The organism is Clostridium saudiense (genome assembly GCF_000577815.1).
GTDB lineage: Bacteria > Bacillota > Clostridia > Clostridiales > Clostridiaceae > Clostridium > Clostridium saudiense.
The window spans coordinates 1-20,006 of record NZ_CBYM010000031.1 but is presented as its reverse complement, the minus strand read 5'-3'; the positions used below and the strand labels follow the sequence as shown (position 1 = coordinate 20,006).

General features: G+C 27.3%; 18 protein-coding genes and 1 other annotated feature. Of the genes, 15 read left to right on the top strand and 3 right to left on the bottom strand.

The genetic code is table 11. The annotated features are described in order from the left end of the window. The first annotated feature begins 342 nt into the window (after positions 1-342). The 6 genes from TY07_RS13160 (at position 343) to TY07_RS13135 (ending at position 6,037) form a co-directional block, all read left to right on the top strand. Positions 343-1,488, top strand: a complete 1,146-nt coding sequence (locus TY07_RS13160; protein ID WP_042400800.1) for an AlbA family DNA-binding domain-containing protein — start codon at positions 343-345, stop codon at positions 1,486-1,488. 130 nt (positions 1,489-1,618) lie between these two features. Next, positions 1,619-2,032 (top strand): hypothetical protein, encoded by a 414-nt coding sequence (locus TY07_RS13155; RefSeq protein ID WP_042400797.1) that lies wholly within the window; start codon positions 1,619-1,621, stop codon positions 2,030-2,032. Between the two features lie 225 nt (positions 2,033-2,257). Further along, on the top strand, positions 2,258-3,478 hold the full coding sequence (gene tyrS, locus TY07_RS13150; protein ID WP_042400793.1) for a tyrosine--tRNA ligase: 1,221 nt from the start codon (positions 2,258-2,260) through the stop codon (positions 3,476-3,478). A gap of 129 nt (positions 3,479-3,607) precedes the next feature. Next, positions 3,608-4,297: a metallophosphoesterase gene (locus tag TY07_RS13145; protein WP_042400790.1), complete on the top strand. Its 690-nt coding sequence runs from the start codon at positions 3,608-3,610 to the stop codon at positions 4,295-4,297. A gap of 78 nt (positions 4,298-4,375) precedes the next feature. Next, positions 4,376-5,170 carry a GTP diphosphokinase gene (yjbM, locus tag TY07_RS13140; RefSeq protein WP_042400786.1) on the top strand — a complete coding sequence of 265 codons (795 nt, stop codon included), beginning with the start codon at positions 4,376-4,378 and terminating at the stop codon, positions 5,168-5,170. Between the two features lie 210 nt (positions 5,171-5,380). Further along, the gene (locus TY07_RS13135; protein WP_042400783.1) at positions 5,381-6,037 is read left to right on the top strand and encodes a hypothetical protein; all 657 of its coding nucleotides are present in this window, start codon (positions 5,381-5,383) and stop codon (positions 6,035-6,037) included. A 69-nt stretch (positions 6,038-6,106) separates the two neighbouring features. On the opposite strand, the gene TY07_RS13130 is transcribed toward TY07_RS13135, so the two are convergent. Further along, entirely contained in the window at positions 6,107-6,439 is a 333-nt protein-coding gene (locus TY07_RS13130; protein ID WP_042400781.1) for a HesB-like protein, read from the bottom strand. 269 nt (positions 6,440-6,708) lie between these two features. On the opposite strand from TY07_RS13130, the gene TY07_RS13125 reads away from it, so the two are divergent. From TY07_RS13125 to TY07_RS13115, 3 genes are all read left to right on the top strand, one after another. Then, positions 6,709-7,455: a polyamine aminopropyltransferase gene (locus tag TY07_RS13125; protein ID WP_042400777.1), complete on the top strand. Its 747-nt coding sequence runs from the start codon at positions 6,709-6,711 to the stop codon at positions 7,453-7,455. A gap of 148 nt (positions 7,456-7,603) precedes the next feature. Then, positions 7,604-7,966 (top strand): DUF5658 family protein, encoded by a 363-nt coding sequence (locus TY07_RS13120; protein WP_042400774.1) that lies wholly within the window; start codon positions 7,604-7,606, stop codon positions 7,964-7,966. 301 nt (positions 7,967-8,267) lie between these two features. Further along, a complete protein-coding gene (locus TY07_RS13115) occupies positions 8,268-8,576 on the top strand; it encodes a hypothetical protein (RefSeq protein WP_042400771.1) in 309 nt (102 codons plus the stop codon). 43 nt (positions 8,577-8,619) lie between these two features. On the opposite strand, the gene TY07_RS13110 is transcribed toward TY07_RS13115, so the two are convergent. Continuing rightward, positions 8,620-9,159 (bottom strand): GNAT family N-acetyltransferase, encoded by a 540-nt coding sequence (locus TY07_RS13110; protein ID WP_042400768.1) that lies wholly within the window; start codon positions 9,157-9,159, stop codon positions 8,620-8,622. 248 nt (positions 9,160-9,407) lie between these two features. On the opposite strand from TY07_RS13110, the gene TY07_RS13105 reads away from it, so the two are divergent. Beyond that, positions 9,408-10,016, top strand: coding sequence for a VanZ family protein (locus tag TY07_RS13105; protein ID WP_042400765.1), 609 nt, complete (start codon positions 9,408-9,410; stop codon positions 10,014-10,016). A 442-nt stretch (positions 10,017-10,458) separates the two neighbouring features. Here TY07_RS13105 and leuS read toward each other — a convergent pair whose 3' ends face one another. After that, positions 10,459-12,909, bottom strand: coding sequence for a leucine--tRNA ligase (gene leuS / locus TY07_RS13100; RefSeq protein ID WP_042400762.1), 2,451 nt, complete (start codon positions 12,907-12,909; stop codon positions 10,459-10,461). 206 nt (positions 12,910-13,115) lie between these two features. After that, positions 13,116-13,448: a binding site (T-box leader), on the bottom strand. Between the two features lie 361 nt (positions 13,449-13,809). Here leuS and TY07_RS13095 point away from each other — a divergent pair. The 5 genes from TY07_RS13095 (at position 13,810) to TY07_RS17405 (ending at position 19,601) form a co-directional block, all read left to right on the top strand. Further along, the gene (locus tag TY07_RS13095; protein ID WP_042400760.1) at positions 13,810-14,172 is read left to right on the top strand and encodes a YccF domain-containing protein; all 363 of its coding nucleotides are present in this window, start codon (positions 13,810-13,812) and stop codon (positions 14,170-14,172) included. 156 nt (positions 14,173-14,328) lie between these two features. Continuing rightward, positions 14,329-14,835 carry a flavin reductase family protein gene (locus TY07_RS13090; protein WP_042400756.1) on the top strand — a complete coding sequence of 169 codons (507 nt, stop codon included), beginning with the start codon at positions 14,329-14,331 and terminating at the stop codon, positions 14,833-14,835. Between the two features lie 145 nt (positions 14,836-14,980). Then, positions 14,981-16,189 carry a NupC/NupG family nucleoside CNT transporter gene (locus TY07_RS13085; protein WP_042400753.1) on the top strand — a complete coding sequence of 403 codons (1,209 nt, stop codon included), beginning with the start codon at positions 14,981-14,983 and terminating at the stop codon, positions 16,187-16,189. Between the two features lie 408 nt (positions 16,190-16,597). Beyond that, on the top strand, positions 16,598-17,308 hold the full coding sequence (locus tag TY07_RS13080; RefSeq protein ID WP_042400751.1) for a response regulator transcription factor: 711 nt from the start codon (positions 16,598-16,600) through the stop codon (positions 17,306-17,308). Continuing rightward, a complete protein-coding gene (locus TY07_RS17405; RefSeq protein WP_052330728.1) occupies positions 17,283-19,601 on the top strand; it encodes a HAMP domain-containing sensor histidine kinase in 2,319 nt (772 codons plus the stop codon). Before TY07_RS13080 ends, TY07_RS17405 begins: the two co-directional genes overlap by 26 nt. The last annotated feature ends 405 nt before the right edge of the window (positions 19,602-20,006 follow it).

Genomic DNA, 20,006 nt, shown 5'->3' with positions numbered 1-20,006 from the left:
ATTATTTAATATATTAATAAAAAGTATCATATATTATAAAAAGATGAATAGTTTATATATATAATTAATTAAAAGTTAGAATCTTATTTATAGTTTTTAGCTTAAAATTTAGTTAGCCATTGTTAAAGAACAAAGGAAAAGATAGTTATAAAGTCATTTTCCTTGTTCTTTTTTTTATTACTATAAATATACTATATTATAGACTTATTATTAGCTTCAAAAGCAATTTTACTATAGATAAAAGGTAGGTTTTAAATAGACATATGTGAATATGTCCAATATGGTTAACGAATTGACTTGGATTTGAATAAGATATATTAGAGAGAATTTAAGGTAGGGACTATGAATAAGAAGAAACTACTATCTTTAATTAAGCAACGTGAAGGAACTAAGCTAGATTTTAAATTACAAATAGATATTTCATCTGAATCTGGGAAAAAAGAACTTGCTAAAGATGTATGTGCTATAGCTAATTCTAGAGGGGGAAGAGGATATCTTATAATTGGAATTGAGGACAGAACTAAAAGAATAATTGGAATTAATAAGCTTAAATCATTAGATGAGGAAAAAATTCAACAGGTTGTAAGCTCAAGATGTGAACCTCCTATTCCTATAACTGTTGAAATAGTTAATATAGAAGGCAAAGATATAGGAATAATAACTATATTTGATGGGGGACAAAAACCTTATCAAATAAAGGAAACAGGGGCATTTCATATTAGGAGAGGTTCAATTACTGACACAATGAGAAAGTCAGAATTAGTAGCAGCATTTGAAGAAAATCAATTAATGACAGTTGAGACTTGCCAAATGATCAATAGTAGCGCTGAATTTTTAAATATGGATTTAGTTGCAAGATATTTTAAAAACAAGGGGATAATTGTTAATAAGGAAAATGAAAGCTTTTTACTTCAAAGTGCAGGGATAACTTTTTTAGATAAAAGAACAAGAAAGGTTAGATGTACATTTGGAGGATTACTTGTATTTTCTGATAATAATAGTATATGTATACCTCACAATACTATTAGAATTATAAATAAGTATAATGATAAATATCCTAAGTCTAAAATGATTAATGGAAATTTACTAAGTATGATAGATATTGTTGAGAAAGAAATGTATACGTTATTACCAAGTAAATATCCCGTTTATGCAGTTATGGAAGCAGTTAAAAACTCAGTAATGTATAGAGAATATTCTAAAATAGATAAGATTATTGAAATTATTTTAACTAAAAATTCAATAATAGTAATTAGTCCAGGTCAATTAGTAGATAGAAATAATATATTTGGAGATATGGGATATAGTAAAAGAAATATGTGGATTTACGATAAGCTTATATCTTTAGATGAGGGAAAGAGATTTATTAATGATGGAAATGGAATAGTTAGAATAAAGGAAGCATTTAAGGGGAAAAGAAAGGTTCGGTTAATCAATTCTACTTTAGAGGATTGTTTTAAGGTTATATTACCGATGAACACTGAATAATATATTTTTTAAAGCTAATAATAACTTCATAAAAATATGGGTAAATTGTTTATGTTCTTATGTTAAATGCACATCTTTTTCTTATGAAAAAGATGTTATAAATAATTTTATATAAAAAGGAGTGGTTCCAATGATTCAAGTTTTTTGTGCAAGAAGAGGTTCTGGAAAGACAAAAAGATTAATTGAATTAGCAAATAACCAAATGGTTGATGCTAAAGGTGATTCAGTTTATATTGATGATGATTCAAGACCAATGCTACAATTATCTAGAGGAATAAGATTTATAGATACTAATGAATATTATGTTGAAGATTGCCAAAGCTTTTACGGAATGTTATGTGGGATAATTTCATCTAATTATGATATTGAAAATATTTATATTGATGGATTATCTAATATTGTTAATTGTACTATGAAGGATGCCACTGAATTATTTAGAAAGATTGCTGGATTAACAGATAGATTTAGTATTAACGTTTATATTAATATTAATGTTGATACAAGTGAAGAAGTACCGGATTGTATTAAAGAATATGTAGCATAGGGTTGAAAATAATTAAATTTAGATAAATAGTAAAAAGTTGCTATTAGGTTTTAGTATTATATAATGCTAAAATCTTTATAGTAGCTTTTTTTTACATAAAATTTTATATTTTAACTTATTAGTAGTTTAACTATAGTTGAAGAAGTTTGAATTCATGAAATCTTCTTGATAAAACAACTTAATAAATATATACTAAAGATATGATTTTTTATTGGAGGTAAGGATATGGCTAACGTTTTAGACGAGTTATTAGATCGTGGATACATAAAGCAATTTACTCATGAAGAAGAAACTAGAGAATTGCTAGAAAAGGAGAAAATAACTTTTTATATAGGATTTGACCCAACAGCTGATAGCTTACATGTAGGTCACTTTATAGCAATGATGTTTATGGCTCACATGCAAAAGGCTGGACACAGACCAATAGCTTTACTTGGTGGCGGAACTGCAATGGTTGGAGATCCATCAGGAAAAACTGATATGAGATCTATGCTTACAAAAGAGCAAATTGAGCATAATGTTTCTTGTATAAAAAAACAAATGGAAAAGTTTATAGACTTTTCAGATGATAAAGCTATATTAGTAAATAATGCAGATTGGTTACTAAACTTAAACTATGTTGATTTCTTAAGAGAAGTAGGAGTTCACTTCTCAGTAAATAGAATGTTAACGGCAGAATGCTTCAAACAAAGATTAGAAAAGGGATTATCATTCTTAGAATTTAACTATATGTTAATGCAAGGATATGATTTCTATGTATTAAATCAAAAATATAATTGTAAGATGGAATTAGGTGGAGATGACCAATGGTCAAACATGATTGCAGGTGTTGAATTAGTTAGAAGAAAAGCTCAAGGGCAAGCTATGGCAATGACTTGTACATTATTAACTAACAGCCAAGGTCAAAAGATGGGTAAAACAGTAGGTGGAGCTTTATGGTTAGATCCAGAAAAGACATCACCATACGATTTCTATCAATACTGGAGAAATGTAGATGATGCTGATGTTGAGAAGTGTTTAGCATTACTAACATTCTTACCTATGGATGAAGTAAGAAGACTTGGAGCTTTAGAAGGTGCTGAAATCAATAAAGCTAAAGCTGTTCTTGCTTACGAAGTAACTAAGCTTGTTCACGGTGAGGAAGAAGCTGCTAAGGCTAAATCAGCTGCAGAAGCATTATTTGCTGGTGGAGTTGATATGAGTAATGTTCCTACAGTTACTATTTCTAAAGACAGATTAGGAGCTACTATTTTAGATATAATGGCAGAAAATAAAATCGTTCCATCAAAAGCTGAAGGAAGAAGATTAATCCAACAAGGTGGTTTATCTTTAAATGGAGAAAAAGTTACAGATGTAACTAGAACTTTAAATGAAGAAGACATTCAAGATGGATCTGCTTTAATTAAAAGAGGAAAGAAAAACTATCATAAAATAGTTGTTGAATAGTTATAAATACTATATTTGCCTTCAAGGACTAATCCAATATATGGATTGACCTTGAAGGCTTTTTATTTTAAGATTAAGTGGTTATAATATATAAGGAATAAGTTTAGACACGAGATAAGGGGGATGATTATGGCACTATATGCTATTTCTGATTTACATCTTGCATTAAGTACAGATAAACCTATGGACATATTTGGTGGTCATTGGGTTAATCACGATGAGAAGATAAAGAAAAATTGGGAAAATAAAATAACAGAAGAAGATACTGTACTAATTGCTGGAGATATTTCTTGGTCTATGAAGCATGAAGATAGTAAGATGGATTTAGATTGGGTAAATTCTCTTCCAGGTAAAAAGATTATAAGCAAAGGAAATCATGATTATTGGTGGAATAGTATTTCGAAGTTAAATGCAATGTATGATAATACTAAGTTCTTACAAAATAACTTTTATACATATAATGATTATGCTATCTGTGGTACAAGAGGATGGCTTGATCCAAGTAGTGATAAGTTTAATTCTAAAGATGCAAAAATATATGCAAGGGAACAAATTAGATTACGACTGTCATTAGATGAAGCAAAGAAACAAGGATTTGATAAATTTATAGTTATGATTCATTATCCTCCTTTTGGTGAAGAAAATAAGGAATCTGAACTAATGAAAATATTTAAAGAGTACAATGTTGAAAAAGTTATATATGGACATTTACATGGACCATCTAATGTTAAGGCAATAGAGGGAGTAATAAATGGAATTGAATATATAATGACATCATGTGATTTTATAGATTTTGATCCAATTAAAGTTTTAGATTAATATGAATTTGTAATTTTTGGTTACAGTTTTAAGTGTTTTTGATATAATGTATTTGTATAAAAATTAAGGGTGATGTGTATGGCGATGCAAAACTGGAAAAGTTTCCTTATGCCTTATGAACAGGCAGTAGATGAGCTAAAGGTTAAACTTAAGAGTATAAGAAAAGAGTATAGAAAAAGAAATGAATATTCTCCAATTGAATTTGTTACTGGAAGAGTTAAAGAAGTTTCAAGCCTTTTAGAAAAGGCAAATAAATTTGAAATTCCTTTAGATAGAGTAGGTGAAGAAATGGAGGACATAGCTGGTATAAGAATTATGTGCCAGTTTGTTGATGATATAGATACAGTTATAGAGTTAATTAGAGCTAGAAAAGATATGCAAATACTTTATGAAAAAGATTATGTTAGAAATGTTAAACCAAGTGGATATAGAAGTTACCATATGATTATTAAGTATACTGTATATATGGCAGATGGTCCTAAACCTATATTAGCAGAGTTTCAAATAAGAACTTTAGCAATGAATTTCTGGGCAACTATAGAGCATTCATTGAATTATAAATATAAGCAGCATATACCTAAGGAGATTCAGGATAAACTTAAATTAGCAGCAGATTCAGCTTTTAATCTAGATGAGCAAATGCTAGAAATAAAGGATGAAATTAAGGATGCTCAAAGATTATTTGAAGTTAAGTCTGATATTATTACAAATATAATGAATAATATTATGACATTAATGTCTTTAGGAAAGACTGGAGAAGCAAGTAGATATCAAGTAATGTTAAATAAGTTAATAGAGGAAGGAGAAGTTTGGGAATTAAATAACTTACTTGACTCTATTAAACGTGATATTATCAGATATAAAGATAATTAAAAATAAAGTTGGCGTAAAGCTGACTTTATTTTTATATTTATAAAGAATATTTTAGTATAATAAATAAAAATAATAATTTAATACGAAAGTAGTATTTAAATATGTAAGAACTAATACTTTATAAGTAATTCTTTTTAATTATAGGATATTATCAAGGTAATTTGCCACTTGTAACCTTGTATGGTATACTTAAGGTAATGGGGGTGGCTTATGAAATCAAGAACTAATATCAAAGACAATTGTTTTTTGATTGTTGTGTTTATTTTAATGATAAGCTTTACAATGAACATTTATCAAGCCATAGAAAATAAAAAGTATACATATGAGCTTGGAAAGCAAAATTATAATAAAATTGAAGAAATAAGATATAGAAATGAATCTATACTATCAATATTAGATAGCTGTGTTTCAGCAGGAAGTGTAAACAATATTGATTTATTCACCTTATATAGAAATTATAGTAAGATATCAGAAGTCGAGTTAAGCTTATGGAGTAATTACCTTAATTCAGACAATAGTATATTTATGAATAAGAGAAGTAATTCAAAAAATATTGTTTTAAACACCACAAGTAAAAATGAATTATATTCAGAGATTGAAGAATTACTATATTCATATATCCAAAATGATATGACAGAAAAAATTGATGTAATAGAGCTAAAAGGAAAAGTATTAACAGATTTTAAACAGCTAAAGGATATGGCAACAGATTTAAATAATTACTTTACAGAGTTCTACTCAAAAAATTGTAATGTACCTGATAGCAAAAAAGAAAAGACTATGATACAGGAAGATTATTGGGTAGATATACTTCAAGGAATGCAAGAAGTTAATAATAAATATGTAGAATATGAATTTGTTTATTAGAGCATATTTATTATGATAAATTTAATAAAAGAAGCTAAGCAGTTTAAGCTGCTTAGCTTTTACTTTATCTTAGTGGTGACATCCACCGCCACAAGAACCACATCCACCTTCAACTTCGATAACAGGCTTTAATGATAATCCTCTACCACCGTTTTCTTCTGATGAAAGTAATCTAAATCCACCAAATTCATCAACTAATTTTTCTTCAGCAATTAAAGTGATGTCGTTAATCTTTTCAGAAATGTCTCCTTCTTTTGCTTCATCAACAGTTATATTGAAAGCTGGGCCACTGCAACCAAATCCAGCTAAGTTTATTCTTATGCTGTAGTTTTCTACTTCATTTTCTTCAAGGAAAGCTTTGAATTCCTTGTATGCTTCTTCACTTACTAAAAATTTACTCATTATGTTCACCTCGCGAATTTTTTTGAAATTATGTTTATAGTATACCATATTACTCGGAAATAGCAATATATTTTTTAGGACATAATGTAAAAATATTCCTAATGAATAAAATATCACATATTGAATTTTGAATAAATTGTCAATATAATATAAAAGGTATTGAAGATACTATTATTATAATAATTTTAATATAACCAAATTTAACTATTAATATTATAGTTAATTATTAATTTAGCAAATGAATTGTTAAAAAGAGAGGATTGTTAATTTTGAAGCCTTTTGATAGAGAATATGTTTTAGATAAAATACAAGAATACAATAATAAAATAAAAAATAACAAAATAGGTGACTTTGAAATAAAATCAATTGATGGATTAAAAGGAACGATCCAGGGATATTTATACTCTAAAGAAGATGAGTTAAATGTTAGGATATTAGAGTTACATGCACCAGAACATGTATGGATGAGATTGACGCCATTAGAGATACAAGCCTCATATTTTGCTATAAAAATGGCAAAAGGAAAAGTTGGGGTAGTTGGACTTGGACTTGGGTATGCTGTTGAAGAAATGGCTAAAAAGCCTGAGGTGGAAGAAATAACTGTTTATGAAATAAGCCAAGAAGTTGTAGACTTATATTATAGTAATTTTCCTAAAAATCCCAAGATTAATATAGTCTGTTGTAATGCTTATGAAGCAGAAAGAAAAGAATTTGACTTCTTTTATGCTGATATATATGAATATAAAATAACTTCACAAATAGTTGAAGATTATAAAAAGTTTAATGAACTTCATAATATCGAAGAATATAGTTTCTTTGGAATGGAACATTTCTTATTAAGTTGTAGTTATACAGAAATAGTATGGGTTTATATACCAGAAAATTGGATGGAATCAAGTAGAAGAGCTTTTGAAGCAATTCAAGAATCAAATCTTTTACCTTATTATGAAAAGCTTGATGAAAATTTAGTTTCTCAAGTTTTAGAAGAGTTCAAAGAAGTATTAAATGATATTTAAATTAAGAGCATCAGGAATAGTTCATATTTTGAATTATGCTTAGATGCTCTTATAATTATTTGTTAAAAATAATCTAAAAAGCATTGACTTATTACCAATAAATGTAAATAATGTATATATAAGATATATTTTTGTTGGGGTTTATGTTATGAAATGTGCAGTTATTGATATAAGAGGGAAAAGTAGAAAAAAGTTAGGGAACTTTTTAATTACATTATATATATTAAATTTAACTGATTTATTCTTTACAAAATTTTTATTATGGAAAGCACCTGATTTATTTCGAGAAGCAAATTCATTTATGAAATTAATTATAAATGGAATTGAGCCATATTTTTTGAAAATAGGTGTATTTGCTTTAGTATTAATATATTGGTATTGGAGAAGTGAAAAATCTAATCTAACTCAAATGAAGAGATCAATATTTGTAGGGAAAGTGCTGATAGGAGCATATGCTATAATCAATATTATGCATTTAATAAATATGATAATATATTTAAAAGTAAGTTAATTGACTTTTAAATAGAATCAATGTTAGTGATTATAGAAAAATAATTGTTAAAGAAACAAGGTTAAGCAAAGACAAGGTTTTATAGTTTAAGAAAGAAATTTAAATTAAGATATTAAATAATGAGATTAGAAGTATAGTTATTTCTAATCTCATTATTTTTTAGTTTATTAGATATAAATGTAAATATTAAGAGTTGCTTTTTATATAAATAAACAGTATAGTTATTTAAATTATACTATGAAAGTAATGTAATAATTAATATGTGATGCTAATAAACTTGTATAAAAAGGGGTGATTATTAGTGAATTTAAAAAGTAGAAAATATTTAGCTTTAGTTGTGATTATGTTTTTTATACTAAGTTCAATTGTTGTTTTATCAAATAATTTTAAAGCTATAGATAATATAGTTACTATAGATAATAATAGTAAGTTGATTCAAGAAAAACATAAAAGTAACTTAATTGTTGAAAGTGATGATAATAAGGTTAAAAGTTATGAAGAAAACGAAGAAGAGGGAAGTGTAAGAATTTTTCCACAGGAGGAAGAGAAATATATAAAGTCATTACCTAATGTTAATACAAATGGACAAGTTATTTTAAGAAAATTATAAAATAGTTTTAAAAGCAGTAAGTAATGTACTTGCTGCTTTTAATTTATAGGCAGATTTTTGAAAATGGAATTATAGCATTAGGGACAGCACTATGTTCTCCAATGAATTTTTCCATCCAAATAACATCATTCCATTTACCAAATTTATAGCCACACTTAGTAAAATGAGCAACAGTTTTATATCCAAATTTTTTATGGAAGTTTTCACTTTTTTCATTAGGATAAGTTATGCAAGCATTAAGGTTTATTATATTTTGAAGTTTAAGATATTTCTCAAGTTCATTATAAAGCAAAGTACCAATACCACTTCTTGAATCACAATTTTGTACATAAATAGATGTTTCAACAGTCCAATCATAAGCAGGTCTTACTTTAAAAGCACTTGCATAAGCATATCCATAAATTTTATTATTATCTTCAGCAACCAAATAAGGATATCTAACTAAAGTATTTTTAATTCTATTTTTAAATTCCTCTACACTTGGAGTATCATATTCAAAGGTTATAGTTGTATTTTCAACATAGTATTTATAGATGTTAAGAAGTTCTTCTGCATCTTCAGGTTTTGCGACTCTAATATTCATTACTAATCCCCCAGTTTTTATATATTATAATTTAAGATTAGCAGATTTTAAATTGTATTTCCAATTATTTAAAGATGATTAGTATATGCACGAGTATTAATGATTTAATAATCTGATATAATATTATTAAAAATGTTAATTAGAATTTATTTGTAATAATATCTTAAGAAAATTGAAAATTACTTTTAAGTATTTAAGATTATAATATTACTAGTAGAAAACAATAATCAAAAGAGGGGATTGGCCTTATGATGGAGAGTTATTTATTAGCAATATTAGTATCGATGGTTTTAATAACAATAATAAATATAATTTTAAATAAAAAGAGCAGTGGGAAGATAAAGTGGCAACATTACTTATTTGGATATTTTTTAATTTTATATCTTGTTATTTCATTAAAAGATATAGTTGGGTTTCCAACTTTAAGTGATTTGGAAAGAAAAGTAATGTTAGGGGTACCTATATTTGATCCAGTATTAAATTTTATACCACTCAGCAGTGGAATAGAAATTTCAACAATACTTAATATAATATTCTTTATGCCATTTGGATTTTTACTACCAACATTATGGAATAAATTTAGAAAGTTTATACCTACAGTATTTGCAGGTTTTATATTTTCACTTATTATTGAAGTTGGACAATTATTCACTATTCGTGCAACAGATGTTGATGATTTAATAATGAATACTTTAGGAACTATTTTAGGTTTTATTTTATTTAAAATACTTAGCATTATATTTAAGAAACTTTCAAATAAAACTATGGTTGAAGAGTATAATAAAAAAGATTCAATTATTAAGTATGGGCCTTATTTATATATTGGAATTGCAGTTATTAGTGTGTTTTTTAGTTAGAAGAAAAGATTTCAGATAATCAAATCTATATATTATATAGCTATAATTAAGTAAATATAAGATTTGTTATATTAGCTAATATATATTTATATTAAAATTATTATTTTTTTATGGTTAATATGAGTAAATTAAAAGAGACTATATCAAATATTACGGGTGTGTAAATTATTTTGATATAGTCTCTATTTAATTTCAATTAACAAACTCCACTCACTGTATTCGCGGAGTACACACAGTGTACCTTCAAGAAGCGAAATTTTAATTTCGACTTTTAGGCAAGTTCGAATAACCAAATTACCAAGTAGGTAACTTCCACTAGCTAAATCGAAGATTTAGAGTGTCAGTTAAAATTTGGATTCCTATTTAAGGAAACTCCACTCGCTTCACTCGCGGAGTAAGTTCGAATAGCCAAATTAAAATTTGGATTCTCACTTAGCTTATACTACTTTACAACTATATTTACAAGTCTTCCTTTAATAACGATAACTTTTACTATAGTTTTTCCTTCTGTAGCAGCTATAACAGCTTCGTCAGCTAAAGCAGCAGCCTTAATTCCTTCTTCATTTAAATCTGAAGCAACATTGATTCTAGCTTTAATTTTACCATTAACTTGGATAGCTATTTCAATTTCATCTTTAACTAGGGCTTTAGCATCAAATGCTGGCCAAGATTCATTGAATACTGAGTATTTACCAGTTAATAATGACCATTGCTCTTCAGCAAAGTGAGGTGCAAATGGAGCTAAAATCTTAATAAAGCTTTCACATACATTCTTTAAGAAATCTAAGTTTTTAGTTTCTTCTTTCATGTATTTAGATAAAGCATTGATGAATTCCATCATTCTAGCAATAGCAGTATTGAATTGCATTTTTTCTCCATCTTCAGTAACACCTTTAATAGCGTTATTTAACCAGAAGTTTAATTCTTTTTCAGCTTTATCCATAGTAGTTTTATTGTTAGTACCAGCTTCAATAGCTTCTCTGCACATTGTTAGATATCTTTCAATTCTATCTACAAATCTAGCAACAGATTTAATACCATCATCACTCCAAGCTCCACCTTCAGTGTAAGCAAATCCAAACATTAAGTACATTCTAAATACATCTGCACCATATTCTTTGATGTAATCATCTGGAGATATAGTATTTCCTTTAGATTTAGACATCTTTAATCCATCTGGTCCTAAGATAAGTCCTTGGTGAGTTAAGCTCTTGAATGGTTCATCAAAGCTTAAGTAACCCATATCTCTTAAAGCCTTAGTTATAAATCTTGCATATAATAAGTGCATACAAGCATGCTCAGGTCCACCAACATATTTGTCAACTGGAAGCATCTTATCTACTTTTTCTTTATCGAATGCGATTTTATCATTTTTATTATCTACATATCTCATTTGGTACCAAGAAGAGCAAACGAATGTATCTAAAGTATCACATTCTCTCTTAGCTGGTTTACCACAACAAGGACAAGTAGTATTAACGAATTCTTCACACTTAGCAAGTGGTGACTTACCATCTGGAGCAAATTCAACATTGTATGGTAATTCAACTGGAAGATCTTTTTCAGGAACTGGAACAGCACCACAATCTTCACAGTAGATTATTGGAATTGGAGCACCCCAATATCTTTGTCTTGAAACTAACCAGTCTCTTAATCTGTAATTAACCTTAGCAGAGCCTAAACCTTGTTTAGCTAGTTTTTCAACAATAGCTTCTTTAGCTTCTTCAGTAGTTAATCCATCAAATTCACCAGAGTTAACTAAAACACCGTATTCACAGTATGGTAATTCAACTTCTTCACCTTTTTTACTAGTTATAACTTGATCTATTGGTAAGTTAAATTTAGTAGCAAAAGCATAGTCTCTTTCATCATGAGCTGGAACAGCCATAACAGCACCAGTACCATAAGTTGCAAGAACATAGTCTCCAACCCAAACTGGAACTTCCTTACCATTTATAGGGTTTATAGCATATGAACCAGTGAATACACCAGTTTTTTCTCTTGTAAGAGATTGTCTTTCTATATCTGATTGCTTTTTAGCAGCTTCTTTATATTCTTCAACAGCAGCCTTATTTTCATCTGTTGTTAATTCATCAACTAATGGATTTTCAGGAGCTAAAACAACATATGTAACACCGTTTAAAGTATCAACTCTTGTTGTGAATACATTAAAGTTAATATCTGAATTTTTAACTTTGAAGTTAACTTCAGCACCTGTAGATTTACCAATCCAGTGCTTTTGCATAGCAACAGTTTTTTCAGGCCAATCTAAAGTATCTAATTTTTCTAATAGCTCATCAGCGTATTCTGTAATTTTAAAGAACCATTGAGTTAAGTCTTTTTTAGTAACTTCAGTTGAACATCTTTCACAAGCACCATCAACAACTTGCTCATTAGCTAAAACTGTGTTACAAGATGGACACCAGTTTACAGGAGCTTTCTTTCTGTAAGCTAAGCCATTCTTTAATAATTGTAAGAATACCCATTGAGTCCATTTATAATATTCTGGAGTACAAGTTATAACTTCATTTTCCCAGTTAAACATAGCTCCCATAGCTCTTAATTGTTCTTCCATAGTTTTAATATTCTTTTCAGTAGAATCCCATGGATGAATTCCAGTCTTAATTGCAAAGTTTTCTGCAGGTAAACCAAAGGCATCAAATCCCATTGGTTGGAATACATTGTATCCTTGCATTTTCTTTAATCTTGCCCATGAATCAACAGGTCCATAGTTAAACCAGTGACCAGCATGTAATTGGCTTCCTGATGGATAAGAGAACATTTCTAAAACATAAAGTTTTTCACCCTCTGCATCTGGATTAAATTTGTAAAGTTCAGTTTCTTGCCACTTTTTTTGCCACTTTTTATCAATGGCAGTTCCGTAGTTACTCATAGTTTAAACACTCCTTTGGATAGTTAAGAGTTAATAGTTAAGAGTTAATAGTTAAGGAATAAATTCAGCTGAGCTGAATTTAGAAATATTTTATCCTCAATTACTAATTCAAGACTATCAATTCAAAACGAAATACTCCTAACTAATTATATTTATAATTTTTACCTAATTTTATAAAAATATATAAAAAAAGCCCTTCATCTCAATTAAGAGACGAAAAGCTATATTTCGCGGTACCACTCTTATTAGAACTATTTTATAAGTTAAAAGGTAATAGGTGTTGAATAAAATCGTCGTAGCTGAATTAAAAAAATATATATTTAAGAAACTGATTAAGAGTTTCAACATTAACTACTAACTAAAAACTACTAACTTTTAACTAAAAAGGTTCTCACTCAAATCCGTAACGGGGATTCCGTACTTGCTTTTAACAAGTAAGCTCCAAGGCAAGTTCCTATAAATGTATCACTGTTTTGCAGCAACCAACAGCTCTCTAAAGATTACAGTATTATAGTACTACTCCTTTTCAATGCAATAAATATTAAATTTATTAAAAGATTTCAATATTTATTAATTATATATTAGTCTACTATAATAAGTCAATAAGAGTAAATATTATATTTACTTTATGAATTAAAATAAAAGAGTTCCTTTTTAAAATAGAAAACATATTATAAAAGAAACTTATTTTTATTTAGGGCAAATAAATACACATTGTGGAATAAAAAGAAAATTAGAGTTAATATTATCTCTTAACTTGTTGTTGATAAATAAGAAATTTACAAATCAAATTAATTATTAAAATATTCTTAAGAATACTAAATTGATTTCAAATTAGGAAAGTTTCCTTATATACTAAGTAAGAATCATATGTAAGTAAATTTAATGGAGGTAATGTTTATGTCGTGTTTAGGAAATATTATTTGGATAATATTTGGGGGCCTTATTGGTGCAATAGGATGGTGTTTTATAGGGATAATATGGTGTATTACTATAATTGGAATACCAGTAGGAATGCAATGCTTTAAAATGGCAAGACTACAGCTTGCGCCATTTGGTAAAGAAGTTGTTACAGTAAGTGATAGTAGTGGGAATTTACTAATGAATATATTATGGTTGATATTTGGTGGGTTAGAGTTATGTATTACAAATATAGTAAGTGGATTAATTTTATGTATAACAATAGTAGGAATTCCATTTGCAGCACAATCATTTAAAATGGCCAAGCTAGCATTAATGCCTTTTGGAAAAGAAGTTATATAAAATTAATATATAGGTATGAAATTTTAAATATTTAAATCATAATGTGGCAATTTATCTATATTTAAGGTTGATAATAGGTTAGTGGTATTAAAAGGTGTTAAAAATTGGTATAATATTATATAGTTTTAATATTAATAAGTTGAAGGGGCGAGTTAAATGATTAAAAGATTTGTATCATATAATGAGAATTTAGAAAAAAATATTGAACTTTTAAGTAAAGGAATATTTTTAACAACTAAGAGTGGAAGTAAAGTGAACTCAATGACTATAGCTTGGGGAAGTATTGGTTTCATGTGGGGTAAACCTGTATTTACAGTTATGGTAAGACCACAAAGATATACATATGGAATAATTGAAAAAACAAATGAATTTACAGTTACAATACCATATAAAAATGTGGATAAGGAAATAGCATTTTTAGGAACTAAAAGTGGTAAAGATATTAATAAATTAGCACAATTAAATATTGATACTAGAGAATCGGAAAAAATAAATACTCCTGTATTAAATATGGAAGGTATGCATTTTGAATGTAGAGTTCTTTATAAAACTACAATGAGTGATAAGAATTTAAATGAGGATATAAAAAATAGTAAATATCCTTTAGAAGATTATCATACAATATATTTTGGAGAAATAGTATCGAGTTATATAATTAAATAATTATACAGAAATAGTTTATGCCTCTGGAATAAACCTAAATATTGGGTTGATTTCAGAGGTGTCTTTTTATTTGCAAAAGAATATAAGACTACATTTTGGATAAAACTAAATGAGAAAAAGTATTTAACAAAGGATGGTGTATCTTGTGGCAATATTAAATTGTATTATAGGTGTAGCTTTTATATTTCTAGTAGCATTTTTATTTTCAAATAATAAGAAAAAAATAAATTGGAGAACTGTGATTATTGGATTTATAATTCAATTTGCATTTGCATTTGCTGCATTAAAATGGAGTGTTGGAAAATATGTATTAAGTAAGATTGCATTAGGGGTTCAATCTGTAATTGATTATGCAAAAGAAGGAATATCATTCTTATTTGGCTCATTAGCTAATGATGGAAGTATTTTTGCTGTTAATGTTTTAGGCGTAATTATATTTATTTCAGCAGTAGTATCAGTATTATATTACTTAGGAATTATGCAGTTTGTTATAAAGCTTATAGGTGGAGGGTTAGCGAAGCTTTTAGGTACATCTAAGTTAGAAACTATATCATCGTCAGCAAATATATTCTTAGGGCAAACAGAAGCACCCCTTTTAATTAAACCATATGTTGAAAAATTAACAGAATCTGAATTATTTACAGTTATGGTTGGAGGCCTTGCTTCCGTTTCTGGATCAATATTAGTTGGATATTCATTATTAGGAATTCCTATTGAATATTTAGTATCTGCTAGTTTTATGTCAGCTCCAGCAGGACTTATAATTTCTAAAATAATAATTCCAGAAATAAAAGAAGCTAAAGTAAATGAAGAAATTGAAATGGTAAAGGATGATTCAGCAAATGTTGTTGATGCAGCATCTAAGGGAGCTATTGATGGATTAGGACTAGTTCTTAACATAGCAGCAATATTATTAGCATTTGTAGCATTAATTGCGCTTGTAAATGGTGTTATTGGAATGGTTGGTGGATGGTTTGGAATAACTAACTTAAGTTTACAATCTATTTTAGGATATATTTTTGCCCCAGTAGCAGTTATTATAGGAGTACCAATGAAGGAAGCAGTAGTTGCAGGTTCATTAATAGGTCAAAAAATAATATTAAATGAATTTGTAGCATTTACAAGTCTTTCTGAAATAATGAGTACATTATCAGCTAAAACAATAGCTGTAGTAACTTTTTCATTATGTGGATTTGCCAATATTTCTTCTATAGCAATTTTAATTGGAGGTATAGGAGGAATGGCACCTAGTAGAAAGCATGATATAGCTCGTTTAGGGTGGAAAGCAGTATTAGGTGGAACCTTAGCAAATCTTCTTAGTGCTACAATTGCAGGACTTTTATTAACAATATAATTTTTTTGATGAGTAATAACGAAAAAATAATTTAAACCTAACACCAAGCTACAATTATTAATAGCACAAGCATTAACTAATTAAAATTAAATTGGCTCAATGCCGTACATCTGGTAATAAAGAAAAAGATAAATGGAGTATCGGAAGGAAGATTATATTGATTCCTGTAGATATTCCATTTATTTTTTTCGTATTACCATGATAATTTTTTAAAGGAAACTCGACTCCCTAACGGTCGCTGAGTACACTAAAGTGTACCTTCAAGGAGCAAAATTGAAAATTTGGAGGCTTTCTTAATAAATTTGTAATAAATATAATAATTTTTTTGTAAGACTTTCTTGTTACTATATAAATATAAGTTAAGTAGCATGGTATAATAATACATTATGAAGGGAGTGCAATTTAGGTATGGAGAAAAATAATGTTTTAGTAGTAGATGATGATAAAGAGATAGTTGATGCTATTGATATATATTTAAGAAATGAAGGAATTAATGTAATTAAAGCTTATGATGGATTAGAAGCATTGGAAGCTTTAATGGAAAATGATGTATATCTTATATTAATGGATATAATGATGCCTAATATGGATGGACTTAGAACTACAATGAAAATAAGGAAGGAAAAGAATATCCCTATTATATTAATTTCTGCAAAATCAGAGGATACAGATAAAATATTAGGTCTTAATATGGGGGCAGATGATTATATAACTAAGCCGTTTAATCCATTAGAACTTATAGCAAGAGTTAAGTCACAGTTAAGAAGGTATACTGTCTTTGGAAACTATGGTGGGAAAAAGGAAGAGGAAAGTAATTCAATAATAAGTAGTGGAGGACTTTCATTAAATCAAGATACAAAAGAAGTATTAGTTGATGGGGAATCAATTAAATTAACAGCAACTGAATTTGGCATATTAGAATTATTATTAAGAAATCAAGGAAGGGTTTTTTCTATAGATGAAATATATGAAAATGTATGGAAAGAACCTAGTTATAATGCAGAAAATACAGTAGCAGTACATATACGAAGGATTAGAGAAAAAATAGAAATCAATCCTAAGGATCCTAAATATTTAAAGGTGGTGTGGGGTATTGGATATAAAATCGAAAAATACTAGTAAAGAAAATATTAATGAAGAAGAAATAATAGTTTCAGATAAAAAGATAAAAAATAACAAAAGAAATATTTTAAGTAGTAATAATAGCAAATATATAATTTATATTTTAACTGTTATATCATTAGCATGTACATTTCTATTAGGCATAGAAATTAAAGATAACTTGGGATATGTTATACCAGAGAGAGTATATTTACAAACTCAAGTAGCAAATGATATAAATGATTATACAAGTTTGGTAGAGGATTATTCATTATATTATAAATCAGCTAGTTATGCTAAGGATAAGGATAATATAACTCAAAATGATATAGATATTTGTAAGGCTGAATTATTAGATAAGGCTAATAATGAATACGATAATTATAGAACTTCTAAATATAATGATGATAGCTTTAATAGTTTAACTTATGAACAGCAAGAAAAGATATTAGAGGAACAAAGAGAAAAAATAGATGAAAAATATACTTTAAGTGATGAAGAAATGAATGAGTATATTTTAAATAGAAAAAGCAATAGTGCAAGTAATTTAAATAATAAAATAAAATCTTATGTTAATTTAAATTTTAGAGCTTATGATAAATTAAATGATGTTTGGATTGGTGGAAGTGAAATTGATTCTACTGAGATTATAGAAAATAGTAGATATTTCAAAGAAATAAATATTGATTATAATGGAAACATAATTGAAAAAATATATGTTAATGGTAAGGAAATAGATAAGAATAATATATTAGGTAAATTTATTGATAATTATAGCTATAGTACTAGATTCTCTAATTATAGTTATGAAAATACGTCTATTGCCCAACTTAAGTATGATTATAGCGAAAAACATAATATAACATTATATATATGGATGCCTAAGGAACTTAAATCAGGGGATGTAGTTTCTGAAAGCTTTAAGGGGGTGCAACATAATGTTACTAGTTTTTATTTAAGTTGTATTACATTTGTAATATTTTTAGTTCTAACAATATTTTGTTTATTATACTTAGCTAAATATAAAGTAAAGGTAGCGTTAATAGAAAAAATAATAAATAAGGTTAAAGGGTATCCTATCGAATATAAAATTGGAGTTGGAATTATAGGGTGGATAATTTGGAATATTGGGCCACACATTTACTATAATTCAAATAATTATATAAGAAGATTAAATTTATCATCAATAATATGGGTATCTATAGTAGTTGTAATATATTATTTATTAGTTAGAGTTATAATTGTTAGCTACAATGAAGGAACTTTATTAAAAAATAATATTACAATTAAGGTTTGGAACTATTTAAGTGATGTAATGAATAGAGGGTCTATAATAAGAACATTCTTAATAATGACAGCTTTATATGTAGCAATGGGATTAGTATTATTTTTCTTATCAGCAATGCTTTATATATGGCCAATAGGAATAATTGCAGGAATAATATTAACTATTGTATATATTATAATATTTATTAAAGATTTAGTTTATTTAGATAAAATAATGGTTGGATCAAAGGCGGCAGCAGAAGGTAAATTAAACTATAAAATAGATGAAAAGGGAAGAGGACATCTAAGAGAATTGGCTCATGATATTAATAATATGAGAGATGGATTAAAGAAGTCTGTTGAAAATGAAATGAAAAGCGAAAACATGAAAACAGAACTTATTACCAATGTATCTCATGATTTAAAAACACCTTTAACTTCAATAATTAATTATATTGATTTATTAAAGAGAGAAAATATACAACCAGAAACTGCTATGGATTATGTAAATATATTAGATAAAAAATCTCAAAGACTTAAAGTTTTAATAGAAGATTTATTTGAAGCATCTAAGGCAGCAAGTGGAGCTATGGAACTTAATATTGCTAAAATAGATATTGGGCAATTATTAAAGCAAGCATTAGGTGAAAATGATGAAAGATTTAAAGATAGCAATTTAAATGTTAAATTAAATGTTCCAGAAGAAAAGATATTTATTAATGGAGATGGAAAGAGATTATATAGAGTGTTTGAAAATCTTATTTCTAATATAGTTAAATATTCATTAAGTAATACTAGAGTTTATATTGATATGTATAAAGAAGAAAAAGAAGTTATAATAGTGATGAGAAATATATCAGCTTATGAATTAAGCTTTGATACTAATGAAATAACAAATAGATTTAAACGTGGAGATTCATCAAGAAGCACAGAAGGGTCAGGATTAGGTCTTGCTATAGCTAAAAGTATAGTAGAGCTTCATGGTGGAAGCTTTAATATTGAAGTCGATGGAGATTTATTTAAATCTATAATAAGATTAAAGTAGTATATTTTTATATAATAGTTAATGAAAATTATATATTTAAATTAAAACTAATAAGTGACTTTCAAGTTAAGATTAACATGAATTTAATCAATAAATCTCTAGTAACTATTTAAGTGAAATTTGTGAAGAGCTGTACTAAAAGGTATAGCTCTTTATTTAATGAGAAATTTATCAATTGATAATCAATATCTATATATAAATAGATAAAGCTAGTAATAATGCTAACTGATATATATTATCAATTAGAAAATTTTTAAAAAATTTTTCAAAAAAGACTTGTAATTAATAATTATTATTATATAATAATAGATGTAAGGTGATTCGAGAGAGCACAAAAACAAAAGAGCAAGTAAATAAGAAATTAAGAAAATTAAAGATATATCGAATAGATTTTAGGAGGAATAG

What these genes read in the sequence shown, in the direction of transcription:
- TY07_RS13160 (WP_042400800.1), top strand. Translation starts at nt 343, where the DNA reads ATGAATAAGAAGAAACTACTATCTTTAATTAAGCAACGTGAAGGAACT.
- TY07_RS13155 (WP_042400797.1), top strand. Translation starts at nt 1,619, where the DNA reads ATGATTCAAGTTTTTTGTGCAAGAAGAGGTTCTGGAAAGACAAAAAGA.
- tyrS (WP_042400793.1), top strand. Translation starts at nt 2,258, where the DNA reads ATGGCTAACGTTTTAGACGAGTTATTAGATCGTGGATACATAAAGCAA.
- TY07_RS13145 (WP_042400790.1), top strand. Translation starts at nt 3,608, where the DNA reads ATGGCACTATATGCTATTTCTGATTTACATCTTGCATTAAGTACAGAT.
- yjbM (WP_042400786.1), top strand. Translation starts at nt 4,376, where the DNA reads ATGGCGATGCAAAACTGGAAAAGTTTCCTTATGCCTTATGAACAGGCA.
- TY07_RS13135 (WP_042400783.1), top strand. Translation starts at nt 5,381, where the DNA reads ATGAAATCAAGAACTAATATCAAAGACAATTGTTTTTTGATTGTTGTG.
- TY07_RS13130 (WP_042400781.1), bottom strand. Translation starts at nt 6,439, where the DNA reads ATGAGTAAATTTTTAGTAAGTGAAGAAGCATACAAGGAATTCAAAGCT.
- TY07_RS13120 (WP_042400774.1), top strand. Translation starts at nt 7,604, where the DNA reads ATGAAATGTGCAGTTATTGATATAAGAGGGAAAAGTAGAAAAAAGTTA.
- TY07_RS13110 (WP_042400768.1), bottom strand. Translation starts at nt 9,159, where the DNA reads ATGAATATTAGAGTCGCAAAACCTGAAGATGCAGAAGAACTTCTTAAC.
- TY07_RS13105 (WP_042400765.1), top strand. Translation starts at nt 9,408, where the DNA reads ATGATGGAGAGTTATTTATTAGCAATATTAGTATCGATGGTTTTAATA.
- leuS (WP_042400762.1), bottom strand. Translation starts at nt 12,909, where the DNA reads ATGAGTAACTACGGAACTGCCATTGATAAAAAGTGGCAAAAAAAGTGG.
- TY07_RS13095 (WP_042400760.1), top strand. Translation starts at nt 13,810, where the DNA reads ATGTCGTGTTTAGGAAATATTATTTGGATAATATTTGGGGGCCTTATT.
- TY07_RS13090 (WP_042400756.1), top strand. Translation starts at nt 14,329, where the DNA reads ATGATTAAAAGATTTGTATCATATAATGAGAATTTAGAAAAAAATATT.
- TY07_RS13080 (WP_042400751.1), top strand. Translation starts at nt 16,598, where the DNA reads ATGGAGAAAAATAATGTTTTAGTAGTAGATGATGATAAAGAGATAGTT.